This is a genomic window from Sphingomonas sp. LY54 (assembly GCF_035594035.1).
GTDB lineage: Bacteria > Pseudomonadota > Alphaproteobacteria > Sphingomonadales > Sphingomonadaceae > Allosphingosinicella.
Map to the genome: position 1 here is coordinate 1,186,150 of NZ_CP141588.1, position 21,428 is coordinate 1,207,577.

18 protein-coding genes and 2 pseudogenes are annotated in these 21,428 nt (G+C 65.8%); 10 read left to right on the forward strand and 10 right to left on the reverse strand.

The window, feature by feature from the left end:
• Positions 1-95: 95 nt before the first annotated feature.
• From SH591_RS06075 to SH591_RS06090, 4 genes are all read left to right on the forward strand, one after another.
• On the forward strand, positions 96-1,337 hold the full coding sequence (locus tag SH591_RS06075) for a TCR/Tet family MFS transporter (RefSeq protein WP_324750956.1): 1,242 nt from the start codon (positions 96-98) through the stop codon (positions 1,335-1,337).
• Between the two features lie 178 nt (positions 1,338-1,515).
• Positions 1,516-2,079 carry an outer membrane protein gene (locus tag SH591_RS06080; protein ID WP_324750957.1) on the forward strand — a complete coding sequence of 188 codons (564 nt, stop codon included), beginning with the start codon at positions 1,516-1,518 and terminating at the stop codon, positions 2,077-2,079.
• Between the two features lie 215 nt (positions 2,080-2,294).
• Positions 2,295-3,374, forward strand: coding sequence for a sensor histidine kinase (locus SH591_RS06085; RefSeq protein ID WP_324750958.1), 1,080 nt, complete (start codon positions 2,295-2,297; stop codon positions 3,372-3,374).
• An 82-nt stretch (positions 3,375-3,456) separates the two neighbouring features.
• Positions 3,457-4,221: a LytR/AlgR family response regulator transcription factor gene (locus tag SH591_RS06090; protein WP_322832039.1), complete on the forward strand. Its 765-nt coding sequence runs from the start codon at positions 3,457-3,459 to the stop codon at positions 4,219-4,221.
• A gap of 10 nt (positions 4,222-4,231) precedes the next feature.
• Here SH591_RS06090 and SH591_RS06095 read toward each other — a convergent pair whose 3' ends face one another.
• Entirely contained in the window at positions 4,232-4,408 is a 177-nt protein-coding gene (locus SH591_RS06095) for a hypothetical protein (RefSeq protein ID WP_324750959.1), read from the reverse strand.
• Between the two features lie 343 nt (positions 4,409-4,751).
• Here SH591_RS06095 and SH591_RS06100 point away from each other — a divergent pair, with 343 nt between their 5' ends.
• Together SH591_RS06100 and SH591_RS06105 are read left to right on the forward strand one after the other, a co-directional pair.
• On the forward strand, positions 4,752-5,444 hold the full coding sequence (locus tag SH591_RS06100) for a 2OG-Fe(II) oxygenase (protein ID WP_324750960.1): 693 nt from the start codon (positions 4,752-4,754) through the stop codon (positions 5,442-5,444).
• Between the two features lie 71 nt (positions 5,445-5,515).
• The gene (locus SH591_RS06105) at positions 5,516-7,030 is read left to right on the forward strand and encodes an acetyl-CoA hydrolase/transferase family protein (protein WP_324750961.1); all 1,515 of its coding nucleotides are present in this window, start codon (positions 5,516-5,518) and stop codon (positions 7,028-7,030) included.
• 8 nt (positions 7,031-7,038) lie between these two features.
• On the opposite strand, the gene SH591_RS06110 is transcribed toward SH591_RS06105, so the two are convergent.
• Positions 7,039-7,521, reverse strand: a complete 483-nt coding sequence (locus tag SH591_RS06110; RefSeq protein WP_324750962.1) for a GNAT family N-acetyltransferase — start codon at positions 7,519-7,521, stop codon at positions 7,039-7,041.
• Positions 7,522-7,743: 222 nt separating this feature from the next.
• Positions 7,744-8,769 (reverse strand): PAS domain-containing protein, encoded by a 1,026-nt coding sequence (locus SH591_RS06115; protein WP_324750963.1) that lies wholly within the window; start codon positions 8,767-8,769, stop codon positions 7,744-7,746.
• Between the two features lie 299 nt (positions 8,770-9,068).
• Here SH591_RS06115 and SH591_RS06120 point away from each other — a divergent pair, with 299 nt between their 5' ends.
• Together SH591_RS06120 and SH591_RS06125 are read left to right on the forward strand one after the other, a co-directional pair.
• Positions 9,069-10,397, forward strand: coding sequence for a DEAD/DEAH box helicase (locus tag SH591_RS06120; protein WP_322832045.1), 1,329 nt, complete (start codon positions 9,069-9,071; stop codon positions 10,395-10,397).
• Positions 10,398-10,463: 66 nt separating this feature from the next.
• The gene (locus tag SH591_RS06125; protein WP_324750964.1) at positions 10,464-12,473 is read left to right on the forward strand and encodes a TonB-dependent receptor; all 2,010 of its coding nucleotides are present in this window, start codon (positions 10,464-10,466) and stop codon (positions 12,471-12,473) included.
• 492 nt (positions 12,474-12,965) lie between these two features.
• Here SH591_RS06125 and SH591_RS06130 read toward each other — a convergent pair whose 3' ends face one another.
• From SH591_RS06130 to SH591_RS16270, 3 genes and pseudogenes are all read right to left on the reverse strand, one after another.
• The gene (locus SH591_RS06130; protein WP_324750965.1) at positions 12,966-13,973 is read right to left on the reverse strand and encodes a helix-turn-helix domain-containing protein; all 1,008 of its coding nucleotides are present in this window, start codon (positions 13,971-13,973) and stop codon (positions 12,966-12,968) included.
• 466 nt (positions 13,974-14,439) lie between these two features.
• A complete protein-coding gene (locus SH591_RS06135; RefSeq protein ID WP_324750966.1) occupies positions 14,440-15,489 on the reverse strand; it encodes a type I restriction endonuclease in 1,050 nt (349 codons plus the stop codon).
• A 398-nt stretch (positions 15,490-15,887) separates the two neighbouring features.
• Positions 15,888-16,059, reverse strand: a pseudogene (locus SH591_RS16270) (phage major capsid protein); the annotation flags it as partial.
• Positions 16,060-16,250: 191 nt separating this feature from the next.
• On the opposite strand from SH591_RS16270, the gene SH591_RS06145 reads away from it, so the two are divergent.
• Entirely contained in the window at positions 16,251-17,405 is a 1,155-nt protein-coding gene (locus tag SH591_RS06145; RefSeq protein ID WP_324750968.1) for a hypothetical protein, read from the forward strand.
• 82 nt (positions 17,406-17,487) lie between these two features.
• Here the strand turns inward: SH591_RS06145 and SH591_RS06150 are convergent, their stop codons facing one another.
• Positions 17,488-18,342 (reverse strand): hypothetical protein, encoded by an 855-nt coding sequence (locus SH591_RS06150; RefSeq protein WP_324750969.1) that lies wholly within the window; start codon positions 18,340-18,342, stop codon positions 17,488-17,490.
• Between the two features lie 1,347 nt (positions 18,343-19,689).
• Here SH591_RS06150 and SH591_RS06155 point away from each other — a divergent pair.
• Complete coding sequence (locus SH591_RS06155; protein WP_324750970.1) at positions 19,690-20,028, forward strand: hypothetical protein; 339 nt, start codon at positions 19,690-19,692, stop codon at positions 20,026-20,028.
• A 57-nt stretch (positions 20,029-20,085) separates the two neighbouring features.
• Here the strand turns inward: SH591_RS06155 and SH591_RS16275 are convergent, their stop codons facing one another.
• The 3 genes and pseudogenes from SH591_RS16275 to SH591_RS06160 form a co-directional block, all read right to left on the reverse strand.
• Positions 20,086-20,151 (reverse strand): excalibur calcium-binding domain-containing protein, encoded by a 66-nt coding sequence (locus SH591_RS16275; RefSeq protein ID WP_416385231.1) that lies wholly within the window; start codon positions 20,149-20,151, stop codon positions 20,086-20,088.
• A 151-nt stretch (positions 20,152-20,302) separates the two neighbouring features.
• Positions 20,303-20,395, reverse strand: a pseudogene (locus SH591_RS16280) (hypothetical protein); the annotation flags it as partial.
• Positions 20,396-20,555: 160 nt separating this feature from the next.
• Positions 20,556-21,404: a DNA/RNA non-specific endonuclease gene (locus SH591_RS06160; protein ID WP_324750971.1), complete on the reverse strand. Its 849-nt coding sequence runs from the start codon at positions 21,402-21,404 to the stop codon at positions 20,556-20,558.
• Between the last annotated feature and the right edge of the window lie 24 nt (positions 21,405-21,428).

A 21,428-nucleotide genomic window follows, 5' to 3' on the forward strand; every position in this document is an offset into this window, starting at 1 on the left:
TGGGCCCCGGCTTTCGCCGGGGAACGCTGCAGCCCCCGACCCCGCGTAACGACCCTCTCCCCTTGGCGGAGAGGGGCCGCTATGACCCCGCGACCATGCACGGTCCTGTCCTTCCCCGCAAACGGTTCGACGCCGCCATCGCCTTCATCCTGGTGACGGCGGTGCTCGACATCATGGCGATGGGGATCGTCATCCCGGTCCTCCCGGCCTTGATCGAGGACTTCACCGGATCGAACGCCCAAGCCGGGATCTATAACGGCCTGTTCGTCGCGCTTTGGGCGGGGATGCAATTCATCTTCTCGCCGATCATCGGGTCGCTTTCCGATCATTATGGCCGCCGCCCGGTTATCCTCGTCTCGGCGGCCGGCCTGGCCGCCGATTTCGCATTGATGGCGCTGGCGCCGAACCTCTGGTGGCTCGCGGTCGGACGCATCCTCGGCGGCATCACATCGTCGAGCTTCACCACCGTCTTCGCCTATATGGCCGACATCACCGCGCCGGAAAAAAGGGCGCGTGCCTACGGGCTGATCGGGGCGGCGTTCAGCGCCGGCTTTGTCGCCGGACCGCTGGTCGGCGGCGTGCTCGGCGAATGGGGCCCGCGCGTGCCCTTCTGGGCGGCGGCGATCCTGAGCGCCCTCGCCTTTCTCTACGGCCTGGTCGTCCTTCCGGAATCGCTGAAGCCGGAGAACCGCATGGCTTTCTCGTGGAAGCGCGCCAATCCGTTCGGGGCGCTCCGGCTGCTGCGCTCGCACGCCGAGCTGACCGGCCTCGCCCTCGTCAACTTCCTTCTCTATTTCGCGCACCACGTCTTCTCGGCCGTGTTCGTGCTCTACGCCGCCTATCGCTATGCATGGGGGGCATCGCAAGTGGGCGTCCTGCTGGCGATGGTGGGGCTGCTCGACATGCTGGTCCAGGGCGTGCTCGTGGGACCGGCCGTCAAGCGCTGGGGCGACCGCGCGGTGATGGTGTTCGGGCTGGTCGGCGGCGGCATCGGCATCGCCTGCATGGGGCTGGCGCCGACGGGGCTCGCCTTCACGCTCGCCATGTTGCCCAACGCTTTGTGGGGCCTGGCGATGCCGACGCTGCAGTCGCTGATGACGCAGCGCGTCTCCGAGAGCGAGCAAGGCCAGCTCCAGGGCGCCAATATGAGCGTCGCCAGCATTGCGGGGATCGTCTCGCCGCTTTTCTTCGGCTTCGTCTACTCGGCTTCGGTCGGTGCGAATCCGCTCATCCCGCATCCCGGCACCTCCTTCTTCCTCGCCTCGCTCGTGCTGCTGGCCGGGGCCGCGATCGGCGCGCTGGTGGCCCGCCAGGCGGCGCGGCGCGGCGACAGCTGAGCGCAACTTCGCCGCCCGAAATCGCGCATTCGTCGCGCCGCTGCCGGGTTCGCCGCAGCAAAAGGCGCTTCGGACGACTGTCCCATGACCGCAACACACCCCGCGCCTAATCGCCGGCCCAAGCCTGATCCATCCCGGACCAGGCGGGACAATCTGAAAAAGAGCGAAGGGGTTTGGAATGCGTGCAGTTGCAGTTGCTTTGACGTCGCTTGTTGCCTTGGCCGCCGCCTCGCCGGCCGCCGCGGAGGGCTTCCGCGCCGAGATTCATGCCGGTTGGGATCATGTCTCGGCCGACGGCCCGGACGATGACGGCGTCGCTTACGGTATCGGCCTCGGCTATGATTTCGCGATCGGCGAGAAGGGCTTTGTCGGCCTCGATTTCAGCTTCGATGACAGCTCGATGAAGGAGTGCGACACCAGCGTCCTCGTCGCCAACGACACGCTCTGCGTAAAGGCCGGCCGCGATATCGCCGCCGGCATCCGCGGCGGCGTCAAGGTCAGCGAGGCGGGCAAGCTCTACGCCCTCGCCGGCTACACCAACGCCCGGTTCAAGAGCCGCTACACGACCGCCGCGGGCGTCACGACGAGCGATGGCGCGAACCTGGACGGCTTCCGCCTCGGCGCGGGCTACCAGCACGACTTCGCCGGCGGCGTCTACGGAAAGGTCGAATATCGCTACTCGAACTACGAAGCCGGCCTCGAGCGCCACCAGGCGCTGCTCGGCGTCGGCCTGGCCTTCTGACGATGTACGGGAGGTTTCCGATCGCCGGCGACCTCCCGTTGCCCACCGTTCCTGCGCCTTCGTCGCGCGAACGGGCACTTTCGTCCCGCTTCTGTGGGCTTGGCCTCCGCCGCGGGCGAGCGTTCGCGCATGGCGTGGGTACCCGAATGCTGAGTGACAGCCTGCCGGCTTTACGGCAGAAAGCCTTGTCGATCAGACGAGGGGCCATCACGCTCATGCCGACCGCCCGTTCCGATGCCCGTTGGCCGGAAGCCATCCTGCTGACGGTCGCGCTGTGGCTGTTCGTCCTGCTGATGTTCCTGCCGGTGATCGCCGCGCGCCACCCGGGAGGGACCTGGGCAAGCGTCGTGCTCGACGCCGCGACCATCCCGATCTCGATGCTGTTCGCGATGCCCTTGTTCGTGGTCTTCCGGAAGACGCTCGACTGGCCGCAGACCGCGCGTATCCTCGTGCTCGTCGCCGCCGTGATCTTCACCGGCGTCGCCAACCGCATCTTCGACATCTTGTGGACCGGCTGGGTCGCCGAAAATCTCGAGGCGAGCTGGTACGATCTGCCGCGCACGATCGAGCGCAGCTACGACGCGATCCTGAAATATCTGCTGGTCTTCTCGGTCAACGTGACCCTGTTCCAGCTCGCTTTCTCGCGCCGCCGGGAATCGCGCCAGGAACGGCAATTGGTCGACGCGCGCCATGCTGCGCAGCAGGCCCAACTCGCGGCGCTCCGCTACCAGCTCAATCCGCATTTCCTGTTCAACACGCTGAACTCGATCTCCGCCCTGATCGTCACTCGGCGCAACCACGACGCCGAGCAGATGACCGACAAACTGTCGAGCTTCCTGCGCACCTCATTGGCCTGCGATCCCGCCGAGCTGGTGCCGCTCGAGGAGGAACTGGCGCTGATCGAGGAATATCTCTCGATCGAGGCGGTGCGCTTCGGCGAAAGGCTGGAGGTCACGATCGACTGCGAGCCCGAAGCCTTGCCGGCGCTGGTCCCTGGCTTCCTCGTCCAGCCACTGGTCGAGAATGCGATCAAGCATGGCGTCGCGCCGTCGCGTGACCCGGTCCACATCATCGTCCGCGCCCGGATCGAGCATGGGGACCTGTGCATCACCGTCGAGAATGACAGCCCCGCGCAAGCCACCAATCTGCATTTCGGACGCAAGGGCGTAGGATTGTACAACGTCAAGCAGCGCTTGCTCGCAGTCTATGGCAAGAATGCCAAGTTGTCGGCCGAGCGCGTCGACGGGCACTACGTGGCCACTATTTGCATTCCCGAGATCCTCAACGTGCGTTGAGAGGCGGCCGCGCCGCATTGACTAAGGCGGCCCACGCCGGGATATGTCGTTCAGACACTGACTTCCTGTGGGGAGAGGCAGGATGCGCGTTTTGCTGGTCGATGACGAAACCCTCGCGCTGGATCGGCTGCGAACCTTCTTCGACGACATCGAGGGGGTGGAAGTGGTCGGCCAGGCGCAGGACGGCGACGAAGCGCTTGCCCGCATCCGCGAACTGACTCCGGACCTCGTCATCCTCGACGTGCAGATGCCGGGCAAGAACGGCCTGCGCGCCGCCGCCGAGCTCGACATCGAGCCGCGCCCCGAGCTCGTCTTCGTCACCGCCCACGAACATTATGCCCCCGACGCGTTCGACGTCGATGCCGCCGACTATCTGCTGAAGCCGGTCCGCTTCGACCGACTCCGCCAGGCCGTCGACCGCGCCCGCCGCCGCCAGGGAATGCGCGAGCAAGCCGAGCGCGCGGGGAAGCTCGAGCAGGAAGTGCAGGCGCTGAAGGCGAGCGGCGTCCACGCGCTCGACGACAACGGTTTCTGGGTGCCCGAGCGCGACGGACAGCGCCGCGTGCCGATCGACAGCATCGACTGGATCGAGGCGGCGCGCGATTATGTGCTGCTTCACACCGACGTCCGCAGCCATTTGCTGCGCACCACGATGGCGGCGTTGGAGGAGAAATTGGCGGGCTCGGCGCTGCTGCGCGTGCACCGCTCGGCGTTCGTGCGGCCGGATCGGGTGGTGGAGGTGAAGCGGGCGAACCGCTCGCTGTGCCTGGTGCTCGCCGACGGCGCCGAAGTGCAGGTCGGGCCGAGCTACGTCAGCGCCGTGCGCGAGGCGCTCGGGCTCGACTGACGCGCGTGCCTTAGAAGAGGCTGCGCGGCAGCCGCGGCGTCTGGCGCTGCTCCCGAGTGCTGCTCTCGCCCCGCAGCTTCGCACCGAACAGGCCGTTATACGGGTTGGACCGCGCCTTGCCGGCCTTGTCGGCGGGGGCGACGCGGTCCGCGCCGTCGGTCTGGTTGGAAATCACTTGGTCGGACATCGTCGCCCCCGTCAGAAGGCCATCGGCGTAGACGTCGCGACCGTCACCAGCATGGTGCTAACGAACAGGGCGGCGAGACAGGTCGACACTGTGCGGAACAGTTCGGCAGTCATGATCTTTCTCCCTTTTTCGATTTCGGCCCGATTGGCCGGTGACGCTGGGACTAGATGAGAGTGCTCGCGGCATCTCCTCTTGTTCGACGGTGTAGCCCCAGGCTTCGACGGGAGCGCGGACCGAGCGACAAAGGCGACCGACTTGGCGACGAAGCGGCGCCGGCGCCGCGAATCCAGTTCGAGCGCAAGCCGCGGGGTGCGGCCGAAGCCGGTCCGCCCCACATAAGGGCATGGACGAATTGAACGATTGGCCGCGCATCGAAGCGGATCTCGACGCGCAGGGCTGGGCGGTGCTCCCGGCCCTGCTCTCTGCCGACCAGTGCGCCGCAATGGCCCCGCTCTACGATGCGGACGACCGTTTCCGCAGCCGCGTCGTCATGGCGCGGCACAATTACGGCCGGGGCGAATATCGCTACTTCTCTTATCCGCTGCCCGAGCTCGTGGCCGGCCTGCGAACCGACCTCTACCCGCGCCTCGCGCCCGTCGCGAACCGGTGGCACCGGACGCTCGGCATAGACGTCGCATTCCCCGACGCTCACGCCGACTTCCTGGCGCGCTGCCACGCCGCCGGACAGCAGCGGCCGACGCCATTGCTGCTGCGCTACGGACCCGGCGACTATAATTGTCTCCACCAGGACCTCTATGGCGCCCACGTCTTCCCGCTTCAGATCGCCACCTTGCTATCCGAGCCCGGCCGCGATTTCGAAGGCGGCGAGTTCGTGCTGACCGAACAGCGCCCGCGCATGCAGTCCCGCGCAACAGTCGTGCCGCTGCGCCAGGGCGACGCCGTCGTGTTCGCGGTCAACCATCGGCCCGCGACCGGCCCGCGCGGCGCCTATCGTATTGCCATGCGCCACGGCGTCAGCACGATCCGCGCCGGCCGCCGGCACACGCTCGGGATCATCTTCCACGACGCCGCTTGATTGCACGGGATGCAACCGGGACCATGGGCTGCGCATTTGCGCCCTGCTCTCCCGGATCCCAAATCCATGCCATGACCAACGCCCGCATCCGCAACGAGAAGCTGAAATCGAAGATCATGTCCGCCGAGGATGCGGCGGGACTGATCGAATCCGGAACGACGGTGGGCATGAGCGGCTTCACGGGCTCGGGCTATCCCAAGGCGGTGCCGCTCGCCCTGGCCGCGCGAATAGAAGCCGAGCGGGCCCGCGGCAACCCATTCCGCCTCAAGGTCTGGACCGGGGCCTCCACCGGGCCCGAGCTCGACGGCGCCCTCGCCAAGGCCGACGGAATCGAATTCCGGCTGCCCTACAATTCGGATCCGATCGCGCGCGAGAAGATCAACAAAGGCGAGATGGAATATCTCGACATGCATCTCAGCCAGGTCGCGCCGATGGCGTGGCAGGGCTTCCTCGGCCCGCTCGACACCGCGCTGATCGAGGTGACGGCGATCCGCGAGGACGGGTCGCTGGTGCCCTCCTCCTCGATCGGCAACAACAAGACCTGGCTCGACCGCGCCGACCGGATCATCCTTGAGGTCAACAACTGGCAGAACCCGGCGCTCGAGGGCATGCACGACATTTATTACGGCACCGCGCTTCCGCCCAACCGCGTGCCGATTCCCCTCGTCCATCCCGACGACCGTATCGGCGAGGCCTATTTCCGGATCGATCCCGACAAGGTCGCGGCGATCGTCGTCACCGACAAGCCGGATCGCAACCTGCCCTTTGCGGCGCCGGATGAAGCGGCGCTCGGCATCGCCGACCACCTGATCGAATTCCTGGCGCACGAAGTGAAGATGGGCCGCCTTCCGGCCTCGCTGCTGCCGCTCCAATCGGGCGTCGGTAACGTCGCCAATGCGGTGCTCGGCGGGCTGATCGACGCCCCCTTCGAGAATCTCACCGCTTATACCGAGGTGCTGCAGGACGGGATGCTCGACCTGCTCGATGCGGGAAAGCTGCGGGTGGCGTCGGCGACGGCCTTCTCGCTCAGCCCCGATGCCGCGGCGTCGCTCAACGCGCGGATGGACGCTTTTCGCGGCAAGCTGATCCTGCGTCCGCAGGAGATCAGCAACCACCCCGAACTGATCCGCCGGCTCGGCTGCATCGCGATGAACGGGCTGATCGAGGCTGATATCTACGGCAACGTCAATTCGACCCACATCATGGGCTCGCGCATCCAGAACGGGATCGGCGGCTCGGGCGATTTCGCGCGCAACGCCTTCCTCTCGATCTTCATGACGCCGTCGACCGCCAAGAAAGGCGCGATCTCGGCGATCGTGCCGCACGCGAGCCATGTCGATCACATCACGCAGGACGTGCAGGTGATCGTCACCGAGCAGGGCCTCGCCGATCTTCGCGGGCTCAGCCCGAAGCAGCGCGCCCGGACGATCATCGCGAATTGCGCTCATCCCGATTACCGCCCGGCGCTCGAGGATTATCACGCCCGCGCGCTCAAGGGCTCGTATGGGCTGCAGACGCCCGTGCTGCTCGGCGAGGCGCTGTCGTGGCACGAGCGCTTTCTGCGTACCGGATCGATGAAAGTCTGAGCCCGCGCTCAGAGCGTGCGAAACATCACGTGCGCGTCGACCAAGCCGTGGGCCGGATGGGCGAAGACCCCGGGCAACGTCGCCAGGATCGCGAAGCCGAAGCTCTGCCACAATGCGACGGCCCGCTCGTTCGTGGCGACAACAAAGTTGAACTGCATGGCGCGATAGCCCCGCGCCCGCGCCCGATCGAGCGAGTGGGCACACATCGCCCGGGCCACGCCCTTGCCGGCGGCCGCCGGCGCGGTGGCGTAGCCGCCATTGGCGACATGGCTGCCCCCGCCTAACTGGTTGGGCTGGATATAATAAGTGCCCAGCACCTCCCCGTCCTGCTCGGCCACATAGGCTTCGTGCGGAGCGCCGCACCACGATGCGATCGCCTGCTCGCGCGTCCAGTCCCTGGGAAGCGCGAACGTCTCGCCGGCGCGGATGTGGGGCTCGAGCACGGACCAGACCGCGTCGGCATCGGCGGGGATATAAAGGCGAATGACCATGTCCCCCCTTAGCAAGCCCGCCGCATCGGTCCATCCGCGCTGCGCCGCTTATTGAGGACGGCAGCGGAACGAAGCGGCCGCGACGGGGGTTAGGCTAAAACGAAATTATCCGGAGGGCCTGCCATGAACCGCAACATCAGCATCAGCATCGGTGCCTTGATTCTGATCATCATCGTCGTCGCGATCATCTTCTGATCCTCGCGCCCGCGGACTTCGCGGGCGTCAGGATTTGGCGCGGTAGCTGCGCTGCACGATGTCCTCGTAATCGAGCTCGACGCAGGCGCCGTGCCAGCGCACGATGTGCCCGCTCTCGTCATATTCGGGCATGGCCCGGCTCAGCATCCAGCGATAGTCGCCGGATTTGTGGCGCAGGCGATATTGCGCCTCGAAGCGGACGCCCGCCTTCAGGCTGCTCCGCCATGCGGCGTAATATTCCACCTTGTCGTTGGGGTGGATGAAGGGCCGGCGATGGTGGTCGAACTCCGCCATGTCGAAGCCGGTAAACTCCTTCCAGCGCCGGGAATGGTAGGTAAAATCGCCGGCCGGGTTGGCGCGCCAGATCAGGTTCGGAAGGTGCTCGAGCGTTTCCCTCAGTTCGGCCTCGCGCGCTTCGGAACTCGCGACGGCCGATTTGAATGCGATCGCGGTCTTGCGCGTAATGTCCGCCAAAGCGAGGATGAAGGCGAGGTTGATCGCGGCTAACGCCCAATGCGCGGGCGCGTCCGAAAACGCCAAGGCCGGAGTGATGGGCAAGGCCGCCAAAGCAAGCTGGCCGAGCGCTATGACCGGCCGGCCAGCGTTGCGCGCGCATATGCCGGCCGCATAACCGATCGCGACGCAGACCACCAACAGGTGCAGCGGTCCGTCCGCGGTACGGGTCAGTACGAAGAAGGCGAGCAGTCCTAGCAGTCCGGAAAAGACCCAGGCACCGATCTCGTAAGAGACTTCGGCCTTGGCCGACGAAGATCCCATCCGGCTGCGTCGCTGCTCGACCAGGGAATGGACGACCCGCAACGTGGCGACCACGGGGATCGTCAGGCCCGCCGCCACGCACAAAGCGTCTGTGGTGGAAGCTGCCGTCATCAGGCCGGCGACCGAACCCGCGCCGGCGCCGATCGCAAGGCTTTTCGGGGAGGCGAACAAGGTGCCGACCAGCTGCCGCCGGGAGCGCGCATCGAGATCGCGATCCGCTTTGACGAGCGCAGGAATCGCCATCTCGTCTGTCGCCAGTCCCGCCCCCTCGTCCATCAATCCCGGCTAGGGCGGCGATATTAAATTCAGGTAAACTAACAACATATTTACTGACCTGGCGAGGAAGAAAGAGGCGGTGCCGCCGAGGCGGATCGGCCCGCCTCTTGACTTTGCGGCGCGCAGCATCCAGATGGGCCAGGCGCGAAGTAGCAGAGGCAGCGTGATCGTCCGCATTTCGGACCGGCCTCCTTCGCATTACCAGGCTTCCCTTTTCACGCGGGTCGTCAGAACCCGCTGTGTTCTGCGCGACCGTTTAATGTGCGCAGACGCCGCACATTTTTGTGAGTCAAATACCCATGTCATTCGAAAACCTCGGCCTTTCGCAGCCGATCATGCAGGCGCTCGCGCTCAAGGAATATACGACCCCGTCGCCGATCCAGGAGCAGGCCATCCCGCAGCTCCTTCAGGGCCGCGACCTGCTCGGTATCGCCCAGACCGGCACCGGCAAGACCGCGGCGTTCATGCTGCCGTCGATCGACCGCCTGACCGCTTCGGACAAGCGCCCGGCGCCGCGCACCTGCCGCATGCTGGTGCTGGCGCCGACCCGCGAACTGGCCAGCCAGATCGCCGACAGCGCGAAGGCCTATAGCCGCTTCAGCCACATGTCGGTGGTGACCGTGTTCGGCGGCACCTCGGTCAACAAGAACCGCCAGGACGTGGCGCGCGGCGTCGACATCCTCGTCGCCACCCCGGGCCGGCTGATGGACCTGATCGAGCAGCGCATATTGTCGCTGAACGCGGTCGAGATCCTGGTGCTCGACGAGGCCGACCAGATGCTCGATCTCGGCTTCATTCACGCGCTGAAGGCGATCGTGAAGATGCTGCCGATCAAGCGCCAGTCGCTGTTCTTCTCGGCGACCATGCCGAAGGCGATCAAGGAGCTGGCCGACAAGTTCCTGACCGATCCGGTCCAGGTGTCCGTGGCCCCCGCCGCCACCACCGCCGAACGCGTCGACCAATATGTAACCTTCGTCCAGCAGGCCGAGAAGCAGGCGCTTCTCACCATGATGCTGCGCGCCGGCTTTGCCGAGCGCGGCAATATGGACCGCGTGCTTATCTTCTCGCGAACCAAGCATGGCGCGGACCGGGTGGTGAAGCTGCTCGCCGGCAACGGCATCGCCTCCAACGCGATCCACGGCAACAAGAGCCAGCCGCAGCGCGAACGCGCGCTCGGCGAGTTCAAGGCGGGCAAGGTCAAGGTCTTGATCGCGACCGACATTGCCGCGCGCGGCATCGACGTTTCCGGCGTCAGCCACGTCATCAACTTCGAGCTGCCCAACGTGGCCGAGCAATATGTCCACCGCATCGGCCGCACTGCGCGCGCCGGCGCTGCGGGCGTGGCGATCGCCTACTGCGCGGACGACGAGAAGGCGTATTTGAAGGGCATCGAGCGGCTGACCAAGCAGAAGATCGAGGTGGTGCCGCTGCCCGAGAACTTCATCGCCGAGGCCAACCGCATCAAGGCGACGCGCGTGGCGGCGCCCGCACCGACGGGCGGGCAGCGCCACGATCGCGGCGGCGAGGACCGCAACCGGGTCAAGCGCCCCAAGAGCCGCAAGCCGAGCTTCGGCGCGGCCGGCGCCCCCAAGACCAACCGCTCGCGCCGCCGCGCCGCGGCCCGGTAACGGCCCTCTCCCTTCGGGGAGCGGTATCGTCTGGCTTCCATGCCCCCGTCCGAATAAGGCGGGGGCATGTTGCGTTTGGCCCTCCTCCCGCTCGCCCTGATGGGCACCCCCGCCCCGGCACAGGATGCGGACGAGCCGATCGTCGTCACCGGCCGCGGCCTCCAGGCCGGGCTCGGCGAGAGCGTCTACGACACGATCGTGATCGACCGCGACCGCCTGACCGGCTCCGCGTCGGGCCGGATCGACGAGATCTTGAAGGAGGTGCCGGGGTTCCAGCTCTTCCGCCGTTCCGACGCGCGCTCGGCCAACCCGACCAGCCAGGGCGCGACGCTGCGCGCGCTCGGCGGCAACGCCTCGAGCCGGGCCTTGCTCGTCCTCGACGGCGTGCCGCAGAGCGATCCGTTCGGCGGCTGGATCAGCTGGCCGGCCTACGACCCGCAGCGCCTGGGCGCGGTGCGGGTGGTGCGCGGCGGCGGATCGGGCATCCATGGCCCGGGCGCGCTTGCCGGCACGATCGAGATGTTCAGCGCCGACCCCGCCGACGTGCAGGGGATGAACGGGAGCCTCTTCTACGGCAGTCGCGACAGCGTCGATGCCCATGCCGGCCTCGGCGCACGCCTGGGCGGCGGCTTCCTCTCGCTATCGGGCGCCTATGGCCGCGGCGACGGCTTCATTCCGATCGTCGAGGACCAGCGCGGCCCGGCCGATCGCGCCTCCCCCTATGAGCAAGCGAGCGTTGCCCTGCGCGCCGTGGCTCCGCTGTCCAGCGAGACCGAACTGCAGGCGAGCGGCCTCTGGTTCCGCGACGAGCGCGAGCGCGGCCTCGCCTTCAGCGGGATCCGCACCGAGGGCGCCGACGCCGCCTTGCGCCTGGTCGGCCGCAACTGGTCGGCGCTGGGCTACGTCCAGACCCGTCAATTCTACAACAGCTTCGCCGGCGTCGACGCCGGGCGCACGACCGCCAACCGCGTTTCGGAGCAATATAATGTCCCCGCCACCGGCCTCGGCGCGCGCTTCGAGGTCCGCCCTTTGACCAGACCTTTCGAGCTGCGGCTCGGCGGCGACTGGCGCGAGACGATCGGGGAGACGCGCGAGCGCTTCAGCTTCCAGAACGGGATCGGCACGCGCGGCCGGGTCGCGGGCGGCCGCACCCGCACGGTCGGCGGCTTTGCCGAAGCAGCGTGGGAGAGCGAGGCGCTGACGCTGACCGGAGCCGGCCGCATCGACCGCTGGTGGATCCGGGACGGATCGCTCGAGGAGCGCGTCTTCACCACCGGCCAGATCGTCACCGACACGATCCATCCCGACCGCTCGGGCTGGGAGCCGACCGGCCGCGCCGGCTTCGCCTTCCGTCCCGCCGGCGCGGTGACCGTCCGCGGCGCCGCCTATCTCGGCTGGCGCCTGCCCACGCTCAACGAACTCTATCGCCCGTTCCGCGTCGGCGCCGATTCGACTTTGGCCAACGCGGCGCTCAAGCCGGAGCGGCTGCGCGGCATCGAGGCGGGCGTCGACTACCGGCCGCTCTCGACCGCGCGCATCGGCCTCACCCTCTTCGCCAACCGGCTCGAGGACGGCATCGCCAATGTCACGGTCGGCCCCGGCGGCGGCGGCACGATCAGCCAGCGCCGCAACCTCGATTCGATCCTCGCCCGCGGCGTCGAACTCGACGCCGGTCTGGATTTCGGGCCGTGGTCGCTCTCCGGCGGTTATTCTTATGTCGATGCCGAAGTGGAGGCCGACGGCCCAGCCTTGCCGCTCGACGGTCGCCGCCCGGCCCAGACCCCGCGCCACAGCGCTGCCGCCACCCTCGCCTGGAAGGGCCTGAGCGGCGCGCGGGCGGCGGTTACCGCGCGCTATGTCGGCAGCCAGTATGAGGACGATCTCGGCGAACAGCTTCTGCCCGACGCGCTCACCTTCGACGCCGTCGCCTCGGCCCCCCTCCTCCGGCGGCTGACGATCGAGGCCCGCGTCGAGAACGCCACCGACGCCCACGTCGCCGCCGGCATTTCCGGCGCCGGCATCGTCGAACGCGCCACGCCCCGCACGATTTGGCTGGGCCTGCGCTGGGGCGGCTGACCCGTCAGGGCAGATAAGCGATCAGTCTCGTCCAAGGGTGTCGTGGGCGGACGTGCAAGCGCAGCCGCAGGAGATGGGCTCGCGCCGTTGCATCTCCCGCAGGATATCGTTCGCGCGGAGCGCCCTGGCCCGCAACCGCTCGCGCTCGGCCCTGTCGCGCGAGCGGCCGGCGGCCAGGAACGCGATGGCCGCATTTTGGGCTAGTCGATCGAGATCCTGTTGCACTGACGGCTCTTCTGTCGGGAGATTCTAACGGAAGGGAGGCCATGCCCACGGCTTCCAGTCTTCGCGGCGGTGCGTCGAAACCGCATCACCCGGGCAGGCGCCCCCCCGGCTCCCACATAGCCGCGATTGCCCACGGTCGCCCGGCCGTCAAGGCAGCGGCGGCGCCTCTGGAACGTCCGTTCCAGCGATTGGGACATGGGTGCAAATCGGTGAACGCCGGAGGCGAGAAATGACGCGCGATCGCCCGGGTGCGGTCGGCGGGCCGGATCAGCTTTCGGGATCGGCGGTAGCGGCAGCGGCGCGGGCATCGCTGGGCGTCATGCCGAAGCGCGCGCGGAACAGGCGCGTCAGATGGGCCCCGTCGCTGAACCCGAGCCTTTCCGCGATCGCGCCGATCGGTTCGCGATCGCCGGACTCCTGGAGCGCGCGCAGCGCGGCCTGGAGCCGTCGCTCGCGAATATAGGCCTGGACGCCGCCTTCCTGGGCGAACAGCCGATGGAGACTGGTGCGCGACATTCCCAGGCGTTTGGCAAGATCGCCGACCCGGAGCGTAGGCGATCCCAGTCGCTGCGCGATCTCTGCGCGGGCGCGCAGGAGCGCGACACCTTGGGACGCCGCGTCCCGCATTTCCCCATCCCCGACCCAAGGATCGGCAGCGACAACGAGCAGGTCGAGGACGCTGCGCGCCAGCTGCTCGGCGCGGGCCGCCGGCAGCATCGGAGCCGCTTCGACGAGTTGGAGGAGGTGGGCGCCGAGCAGCGTGGCGGTCGGTCCGCTGACCACTTTTCCGTGCGCCGCCGCCGGATCGATGCCGAGGCGAAGCGCGAGCGCCCGCGGCACCGCCAGCATCGCGGTGCGGCTTGCGGTCGATTCATGACGGGAGGTGCGCGCCATGTCTCCGAACAGGAGCGAGCCCGCGGCATGGTTGAAGTCCCGGTCGCCGAACACGCCGCGGGCCTGGCCCTCGGCCATGAACTGGACGGCCAGGAAATCGGCCTCGGAGGCGCGCAACGCGGCTTGGCTGCGCTCATAATGTTGCGCGGTGATGCTGACGTCGACGATGCGCACCCCCCCGATCTGCAGATCGCGCGATTCCACGTCGAAGCACTCGAGCGGGCGGGTTTCGTAGAGCGGCGCGAGGCTCGGCGAGAGACGGTGCCGCCAGGCCTCGTGCCGGTCGGCCGGCGCGAGCGAGCGCGTCGAATAAAGCCCCACCGCCAGGCGCGGCGCGGCTTCGCCCGACGGCGTCGGCCTGGAAGATTTCGACCCCGGCATTCTTACGCGCTGCCCCTGCTGCCCGGGTTCGGGCCTAACGACTTTGGGCGGGCGGCAAAAGCCCGCGACAGCCGGCGGCGGAGAAATGGGGAGAGGGTGTCGGGCAAAAGTTGTCGAAAAGCCCAGAACAACGTGCTTTCTTCAACAAACGTCCACAGCCGATCCCGTTTTTCCCCGAAGATTCTCAAGCGCTCATGGTTCCGGTGATCCAGAAAATGGCTTGGCTACGACTAGGTGCACGACGATATGGAATGTGAGCATCCTAGGAACAGCCCGAGCCGACCCTGTCGGTTTGCCTGCATGATCAAGTCAAAGCCGGGGCCGTTGGACAGCGAAATGATCCCGCGAAGAAAACAGGGATTAGCACCCACCAGAAGGATAATTCGCCGAGACCCGCCGCAATGGCTGTGGCGATAAGAGCGAATATTGAAAGCAACCAAGCGTGGTGGCACTTTTTCTCTGGAGGCTAGCCTGCCAGCTCCTGAATCCGCGCCAATATCGCATCGCCGTGCTGGTAAATTTCCACCGGATCGAGCAGCGGGTGCCTCGTCTCATTCTTCGCCGTGAAGGTTCCGAAATAGCGAGCCGTGGGGCTATTGAAGTGCATCCGCGCGATGGTCTTGCGGTTGTTATCGTCTAGCAAAATCGCGCAATAAGATTTGGCATCGCGCATTACGATCCGCTTGGGATCGACTGCTTTAGCTCCGATAGCCCGCACGATGTTGAAGCCCGCAATCTCATCTTCGGTGGTGAAGGTTGCCTCCTCGCTAGCGGTTTCTGGCTCAACATCTTCTCCGGGGGTGGAAGCAGTCAGAGCGGACGTCAGCCGCTCCGTGACACGATCCCGAATTAGGGAGGAGACAGAGCTAACGATGAGTGACTTGAACAAATCTCTGATTTGCGTCGTGAGCCGCCCCGTGTGGATCCTTCCCGCGATGAGCCGCACGAACTCCTCAGATGGCTCCTGAAACTCCTTTTGAAGCTCCTTATAAACCAGCGACTGCATCTTGAGGTTGCCGGCCTCCTCTACAATCTGCTCAATACTGAAGCTGTGCTTGGTGAAGCGCTCTACGACACGAAGATCCGACTTGCGAACATTATCAAGTTGAAGTGTAAAAAAAGGCTTGTCGTCCATCTTGTTCGGGCTATCGATGTCCGAGAAGAACTTATAGACAACACCATTGGTGAGGATCGCTAAACGCGCGTCCGTCGTACTAAAATAACGGAACAGCTGCGAGGCATGGTTGATGTTCAGTTCTGAACTAGCGGGTTTACACTCGATCAGCATCTTTATCGAGCCGTTGTCGCAGATCGCGTAATCGACCTTCTCACCTTTCTTGGTGCCAACGTCGCAGGTGAACTCTGGCACCACTTCGGAGGGATTGAATACATTGTAGCCGAGCGCTTGGAGGAACGGCATGACGAGCGCGGTCTTTGCCGCCTCCTCGGTAAGAAGCACCTCCCGATGTTCACGGACGGTCTTGCTCAGTTCCGCAAGTCGCGCTTCAAGTTCCATAGGGTGTGCCCCCTTGCTCGGTCAACTATCGCTAGCCTAGCCCATTGAGCACTTGAAGCAAGCTCGAAGGGACCGTTCATTCCGCGGCCGCGCCGTGGTAATGAGGCGGCGAAGGAAGCTTACCCCTCTGCCGAGGGATACTTGCAGGTCTTGGAGATTCACATGCGATTTGATGAACCGGACGTACGTGATGCGTATCGACGCGGTGCGCGGGACCTCTATGAGACAATTGCGGGATGGGTGAAGCCTCAGCATGCCCGGGAGATCGGCGCTTGGCTCGGCGACCTAGACGCTTGGGAGCACGGTGAGCCTCCTACTCCACCTCATGGGCTGGGTTAGACGGCAGGGGACCAGTCACCTCCACCGCCCATCGAGCAGCCATGAAGCGCACCGCGCGATTACGACGGGGGTTTGGGCAGCCGGATTGCGTTCGATGAGCACGCCGCCGCCCACGCGCTTCGCCACATAGAAGATGACGTAAGGCTTGTTGGTGAAAGGATCGCGGAGCACGCGCGTCCCGATCCGGTCATTGATGAGGTAGCCCGCCTTAAAATCGCCGAATGCCATGGGGATCGGACTTCCGTCGGGACCGGCCATGCCTTCGTGGATGCGGACGAAAACGGTCTGTGGCGGTGCAAGCAGTCGCATCCAAACTTGTCTCCGCCAGCGAGCTGCCATCCTGGGCGCGGAAATGATATTCCTGGAAAATGCCAACAAGACTTACCCGTGAAGAGCTGCATGAGCTCGTCTGGGACCGTCCGATGACGAAGCTCGCGGCCGAATTCCGGCTGTCAGATGTTGCCCTGCATAAAATCTGCCGCAAGCACGACGTCCCGACACCGCCCGCCGGCTACTGGGCGAAGAAGGCTCACCGGAAGCCGGTGATGACGACGCCACTGCCAGAGGCGAGCAGTGGTGCAGCCGGCAAGGAGATCGTCATCCATGAAGGCGCCGCTTCCACCGAGACGGACGCGATGTCGCTGGCGCGAGCGAAGGTCCAGGAAGCACTTGCTGAGACCGCCCCTGACGTGCGGGCTGCGCAACACACATCCCTTGATCGGACCCTGGTTCGACTGGACAAAGCGAAACCGGACAGAAGCGGGCTCGTGAGGTTGGAAGGAAAGGGTCTGATTAGCGTAGTTGTGCAACCGGCGTCGCTGGATCGGATGAAGCGCCTCCTTGGAGACCTGGTGAGCGCGGCCGACGCCGCCGGCATGCGGATCGAGGGACGAGACGGGCCCGCGGCATTCTGCGTCGAGGGGGGGACGGTTGCTTTCGAACTTGCCGAGGTCCCTGACCGGATAGAACATGTCGCAACCGACGCAGAGCTTCGCGCCGTGGAGAGCTGGGAAGCGAAGCAGGAGGCTGAGCGCAAACGCTACGGCTACGCCTCGGGATGGGGGCGTCCACACATCCCCAAATGGGAAGAACGCTACCAGGGCCGACTGGCGGTCCGGCTGGAGGAAGTGCGGGTCCGCAGTGACGAGCAATATTACTGGGGTCCCGCCATCCGCCGCGTCTTTGCGGACAGCAGGACCCGTGACATCCTGAAGATGGTGCCGCGGATATTGTCTACCGCAGCCGCGATTGCGGTTGCGAAAAAGCAGAACCGCGCGGCCGACGAGCGCCGCCGCCTCAGGGAGGAGGAGGCCGACCGGCGCCGGGCGGAAGCGGAAAGACTCGCGGCGATGGAGCGTCAACGCAGCGCGCTGCTCGCCCCGCTCCTTGCAGAACATCAGGAACGGGTGAAACTGAGGGCGTGGCTGGAGGAGATCCCGACGGAGGAAGTCCTTCCTCCGCGCGTCGGGCGCCTCGTACAATGGGCGCGCGCACGGCTGGCCGCGCTGGACGACGCGGCGGCGCCTGCCGCGCTCGAGGAGAGGCTCGCGCGCGAACGGGTGTTTGGCGACGATTGACCGGACGTTGATGTAAAAATCGGCCCGGGTGCGCCTTTCGGGATAGCGGACAACACGAGTTCACATTGTCCAGAGCATGCCATCAGGTGCGATATGGCTCGATAGCCAGACGGAACGTGTCGGAAACCGCGCGTGCCTCCGCCAGCTGAACGTGGCGCCCGTAGCTGCGAACGGTATCGATCAGACCCCGCCGGAATTCGCGCGGCATGCGCTCTCCCATGATAACCTGACGAACGCCGCGACCACGACAGCGGCGGCCAAGATCCTGCCTGTCGTCGTCCTCCATCAGCAACCGCATCTCCCGCTGCCATGCCCAGTCGGACGGCAGCACGCAGAAAAGATCGCGCCAGAGGGCGCCCATCAGCTCGTGGGCCTCGTCCCGGTCTGCCACATATGTCGCAACCCACTCGCTGTCAGCAGTCGGGTCCGAAGCGACCTCGTCATGCCATTCACGCTGATCCACGGCCACAGCGAAGACGAAGCTGTCCACGAGTGGAGGGCGGTCGATATACCGCACGGCCCAGACCGGCATCTCGAGTTCCTCCTCAAGTGCCGCTTTGTCATACCCAATGCAGAATCCCTGCAGCGAGGCCGCACGCTCATGCCACATCCAGGCGCACTCCGGGTCCTGGCCGAACCGGGCGACGAACGTTCGCCCGGCAAGACTTCTCAACGCCCGGCCGCCGTCATCGATTGATTCGAAATACTCGTCTCGCAAGGCCATGGCGTCATCGATCCTGTGCCTGGGAAAGCCCCAGGCAGCCATGGCCGCTGCGAACCGCTCGGCATCGATCGCGGGGTGAGGGATTCCATCCACAATGCGTGCGCTGACGTCGTGCAGCCCGGCTTCGGTTCCTGCCACAACGTCCACCAGGCAGTCGCGAAGGCCCGCCAGTGCGGATTCGGTCGGCGGAAAGAACTGCACGATCTCGACCATATGTCTCCCTTCTACACAGACGGGCGCGCAGGCGGGTCTGCGTGCCTCAGGCGGAGCCGACAAATGAACAGATTTCCCGACAGGAACAGCCCCAAGCGGTCCATTTCGGGGCGGGACCTACAGCCCACCCCGGCCCATGTCAGCTTTCCACCCGTCAGCTCGATGCGATGGCGGACCTCATTGCAAGAGCGGCCACGATCCCGCGCCATGCCGGTTGCGGGATCATGCTTTACCTGTGCCCCCTGTTCTGGTTCAGCTTTCCCGTTTCACTGTTTCATAGACCAGTCGGGAAGTTAAGATGGCCGACCGGGAAGGCGCCCGTTTCCGCGTTGTGGCACCCACACCACCATACGAACACCTATGGGAACTGAACCTGACCGAGAGCACCTGGATCAGGATTCAGGGGGGAAAGCCTCTTTCCGTGCGCGGCGAGGGCTTTCGTCATGAAGGAAAGTTCTACTGGACATACTAAGACTTCGAGGGCGGGCTTTCCGGCTTCGTCGTTATCAGATCGGACGCCCCTTTAGATCCCCGCTGAGCAGTGGTCAGATCAGGACCAAGGTCCTGGACGTCTTGCACTAGGGCCACAGGCGAAGCGGGCGGGGGACTCGCGCAAGCCACCCAAGCCGGCAGGCACAGGCTGCAACACCCCCCCCATCGCTCGGGCCACACTCACTCCGGCCTGCGGCGGATCGACCAGACGAGCGCCGAGAGGCTGGTGACGAGCGTGGCAAGCGCGGTCAGCACGGCCGGATCGAGAAGGTTCATGACGGACTCCCTTGCTGGACGAGTTGCATGTTATCACCTATATGGCACAGTGTAGGAAAGTAGAAAGTGCGTCAGGGGCATTTTGCGGGCCGCAGGTCGTACTGACGGTCATCCCTGCAGCCACCTCGCCGGCTGGGGAGCGGTGCGGGAAGGAATCTTATGTAAAATGCAGGGATGCGGGCGCCCCCTTGCCGGCCACCGGCGGAGAGCTGCCTCGTCCGCCTCGGACCGGATGGAGGACTGCTGGTTTCCAGATGCGGGACATATCGCCTTTAGAGCGTCTCCGGGTTATCCTCGACCGCGCTGGCTGGCGGGTAATGCCTCCATGAACGACGAGGTCAGGGATGCCCGGGAGCACTCGCGAAGAAGGTCGAGGAGGAGCTTGCGCAGGCACTCGAGACCCTGAATGCGCGGATCGAGAAGTCCTACCGGGAGCGGCTTCAGGCGAAACTGGACACGACCACGCAGCTTGTCCTCAACGTCCATTCTGCGGCAGCGTCCGGCGCGGACGGTCCGCTCGACCAGCGCGCGCTGGCGAGCGGGGAAGCGGCGCGGCGCTACGGCAGCGACGCGATCCGCATGGCGTTCCTGCTGAACGGCGGCGCGCTGACAGCCATCCTTGCGTTTCTGGGTACCGAACAGGCATCCCGGCTCGAGCTTGGCACTGCCCTCGCACGGTTCGGGATCGGCGCGGTTCTCGCCGCAACCGCGTCCCTGATCGCCTATTTCGGCCAATCGACGCGGGCGACCGAGCGTGAGAAAAATACCTCCCCTTTGTGGAGTGGGGTCCTGTTCGGGGTGGCCGCCTTCCTGGTGGCCGTCAGTCTGCTGATGACGGTGTTCGGGGCCGCCGCCGCCCTCGAGAAGCTCCAGGAGCCCGGCCAGTCCAGGCAGTCAAAAATCGAGATCACCTTCTGATCCTGCGACGTGCCGGTCTGCAGATCGGAGAATGGCCCCTCCCGGCCCCGGGCGCCCCTATTCGCAACCCACGCCGTCATTGTCCCGGTCAAGATGCGAACCGTATCCGGAATCGCCGCGCATCACGGCGCAGCGCCGGCCGCACGCGCCTCTGCACAGTTCGCGAACCTTCTTCCGGCCTCCCGTAACACCACCCGGAGCGACCTGTCCGAACCGCCTGAAGCCGCCGACGTGGGCTCCCGCGATGGCAGTGATAATCGCCGGTCTTGCGGTTGGTATGGCAACCCGCTGCGTTCAGCCCGCCGGGATGAGCCGGCACGGGTTGTGGCAGCATGCCGGCAAGCAACAGAATCATGACACCGCGCATATTCAGCGTCCCCCTTCAGCCTGTGTTGCGCCCAACCGGGTCGACAAGGTTCGGAACAGTCCGGGCCCCGATGCCGGCCCGATACCGGTCGCCCCATTGAGGCTCAGCACATGAAGGGGACGCCGCCCTCCCCCGATCGCCACCGGACAACGCTGCGTTGTCAGTTCGTCCTGATTACCGCCGGGGGCTCGGGCTCCGGCGGCGGGGAAGTGCAACCCAGCATGCTATCGAGGCTGCCGAGCTGGACGGCGCCCCGCCGCGGAAACAGGAACAGCCGGCTGCGCAGTTCCACCTGAATCAGCGCAACGCGATAATTGCAGGGGTTCGCATTTCTGGGCGTGTTCTGGTCCATGATGAAGGCGGTCATCCGGCCGTCGGGAAGAGCGATCACCTTCCAGTAGCCCGATGGCACCCGATGATAGGCCGGACCGGCCGGCATCGCCTGCATGAGCCGCTCATACAGGGGCCCGGTGTAGACGTAGACGGGGCCGCCGGTCCCGAGCGTCACGCTCCGTTCCCGGCCTTCCAGACGCTGCCACGGACCCTGATTGAGGGCCGAGGCCTGCGGCGTCATGTTCGAATTGTAGTTGGTGTCATCCCAGAAAGGGGTGCCCGAGAATGCGGCGAGCGGCGCCTGGTGGCCATGATCGATGCGAAGCGCGGCCGGCGCTCCCGCGTACTGCTCTTCGCTGATCGTCTCGGAAGGATCGATCCATGCGTCAATCCTGTAGTTCCGGGTCCCCTGCGACGTGGCGATGGTCTGGGGCGTGACGCGATACGCGACCCAGTCGGCCATCTTCGTGAGGTCGTTGGACGACAGGGTGTAGATCTCGCGGACGATGGTGTCGTTCGTCGCCGGCGCCCCAACCGGGCAGCCCCAGAGGCAGTGGAACGTATACAGCTCGCTGTCGGCGGCCTCTGCCGGGCCCGCGAACAGAACCCATAAAGCAGCGAATACGGCCGCGGTAGTGCCACACCTAGGGCCCTGCATCTTGCCGGACGAACTCATCGCCTACGTGCGCTCTCGCAAGGG

Coding starts and splice junctions, on each gene's coding strand:
- SH591_RS06075 (WP_324750956.1), top strand. CDS start 96: ATGCACGGTCCTGTCCTTCCCCGCAAACGGTTCGACGCCGCCATCGCC.
- SH591_RS06080 (WP_324750957.1), top strand. CDS start 1,516: ATGCGTGCAGTTGCAGTTGCTTTGACGTCGCTTGTTGCCTTGGCCGCC.
- SH591_RS06085 (WP_324750958.1), top strand. CDS start 2,295: ATGCCGACCGCCCGTTCCGATGCCCGTTGGCCGGAAGCCATCCTGCTG.
- SH591_RS06090 (WP_322832039.1), top strand. CDS start 3,457: ATGCGCGTTTTGCTGGTCGATGACGAAACCCTCGCGCTGGATCGGCTG.
- SH591_RS06095 (WP_324750959.1), bottom strand. CDS start 4,408: ATGTCCGACCAAGTGATTTCCAACCAGACCGACGGCGCGGACCGCGTC.
- SH591_RS06100 (WP_324750960.1), top strand. CDS start 4,752: ATGGACGAATTGAACGATTGGCCGCGCATCGAAGCGGATCTCGACGCG.
- SH591_RS06105 (WP_324750961.1), top strand. CDS start 5,516: ATGACCAACGCCCGCATCCGCAACGAGAAGCTGAAATCGAAGATCATG.
- SH591_RS06110 (WP_324750962.1), bottom strand. CDS start 7,521: ATGGTCATTCGCCTTTATATCCCCGCCGATGCCGACGCGGTCTGGTCC.
- SH591_RS06115 (WP_324750963.1), bottom strand. CDS start 8,769: ATGGACGAGGGGGCGGGACTGGCGACAGACGAGATGGCGATTCCTGCG.
- SH591_RS06120 (WP_322832045.1), top strand. CDS start 9,069: ATGTCATTCGAAAACCTCGGCCTTTCGCAGCCGATCATGCAGGCGCTC.
- SH591_RS06125 (WP_324750964.1), top strand. CDS start 10,464: ATGTTGCGTTTGGCCCTCCTCCCGCTCGCCCTGATGGGCACCCCCGCC.
- SH591_RS06130 (WP_324750965.1), bottom strand. CDS start 13,973: ATGCCGGGGTCGAAATCTTCCAGGCCGACGCCGTCGGGCGAAGCCGCG.
- SH591_RS06135 (WP_324750966.1), bottom strand. CDS start 15,489: ATGGAACTTGAAGCGCGACTTGCGGAACTGAGCAAGACCGTCCGTGAA.
- SH591_RS06145 (WP_324750968.1), top strand. CDS start 16,251: ATGACGAAGCTCGCGGCCGAATTCCGGCTGTCAGATGTTGCCCTGCAT.
- SH591_RS06150 (WP_324750969.1), bottom strand. CDS start 18,342: ATGGTCGAGATCGTGCAGTTCTTTCCGCCGACCGAATCCGCACTGGCG.
- SH591_RS06155 (WP_324750970.1), top strand. CDS start 19,690: ATGGCGTTCCTGCTGAACGGCGGCGCGCTGACAGCCATCCTTGCGTTT.
- SH591_RS06160 (WP_324750971.1), bottom strand. CDS start 21,404: ATGAGTTCGTCCGGCAAGATGCAGGGCCCTAGGTGTGGCACTACCGCG.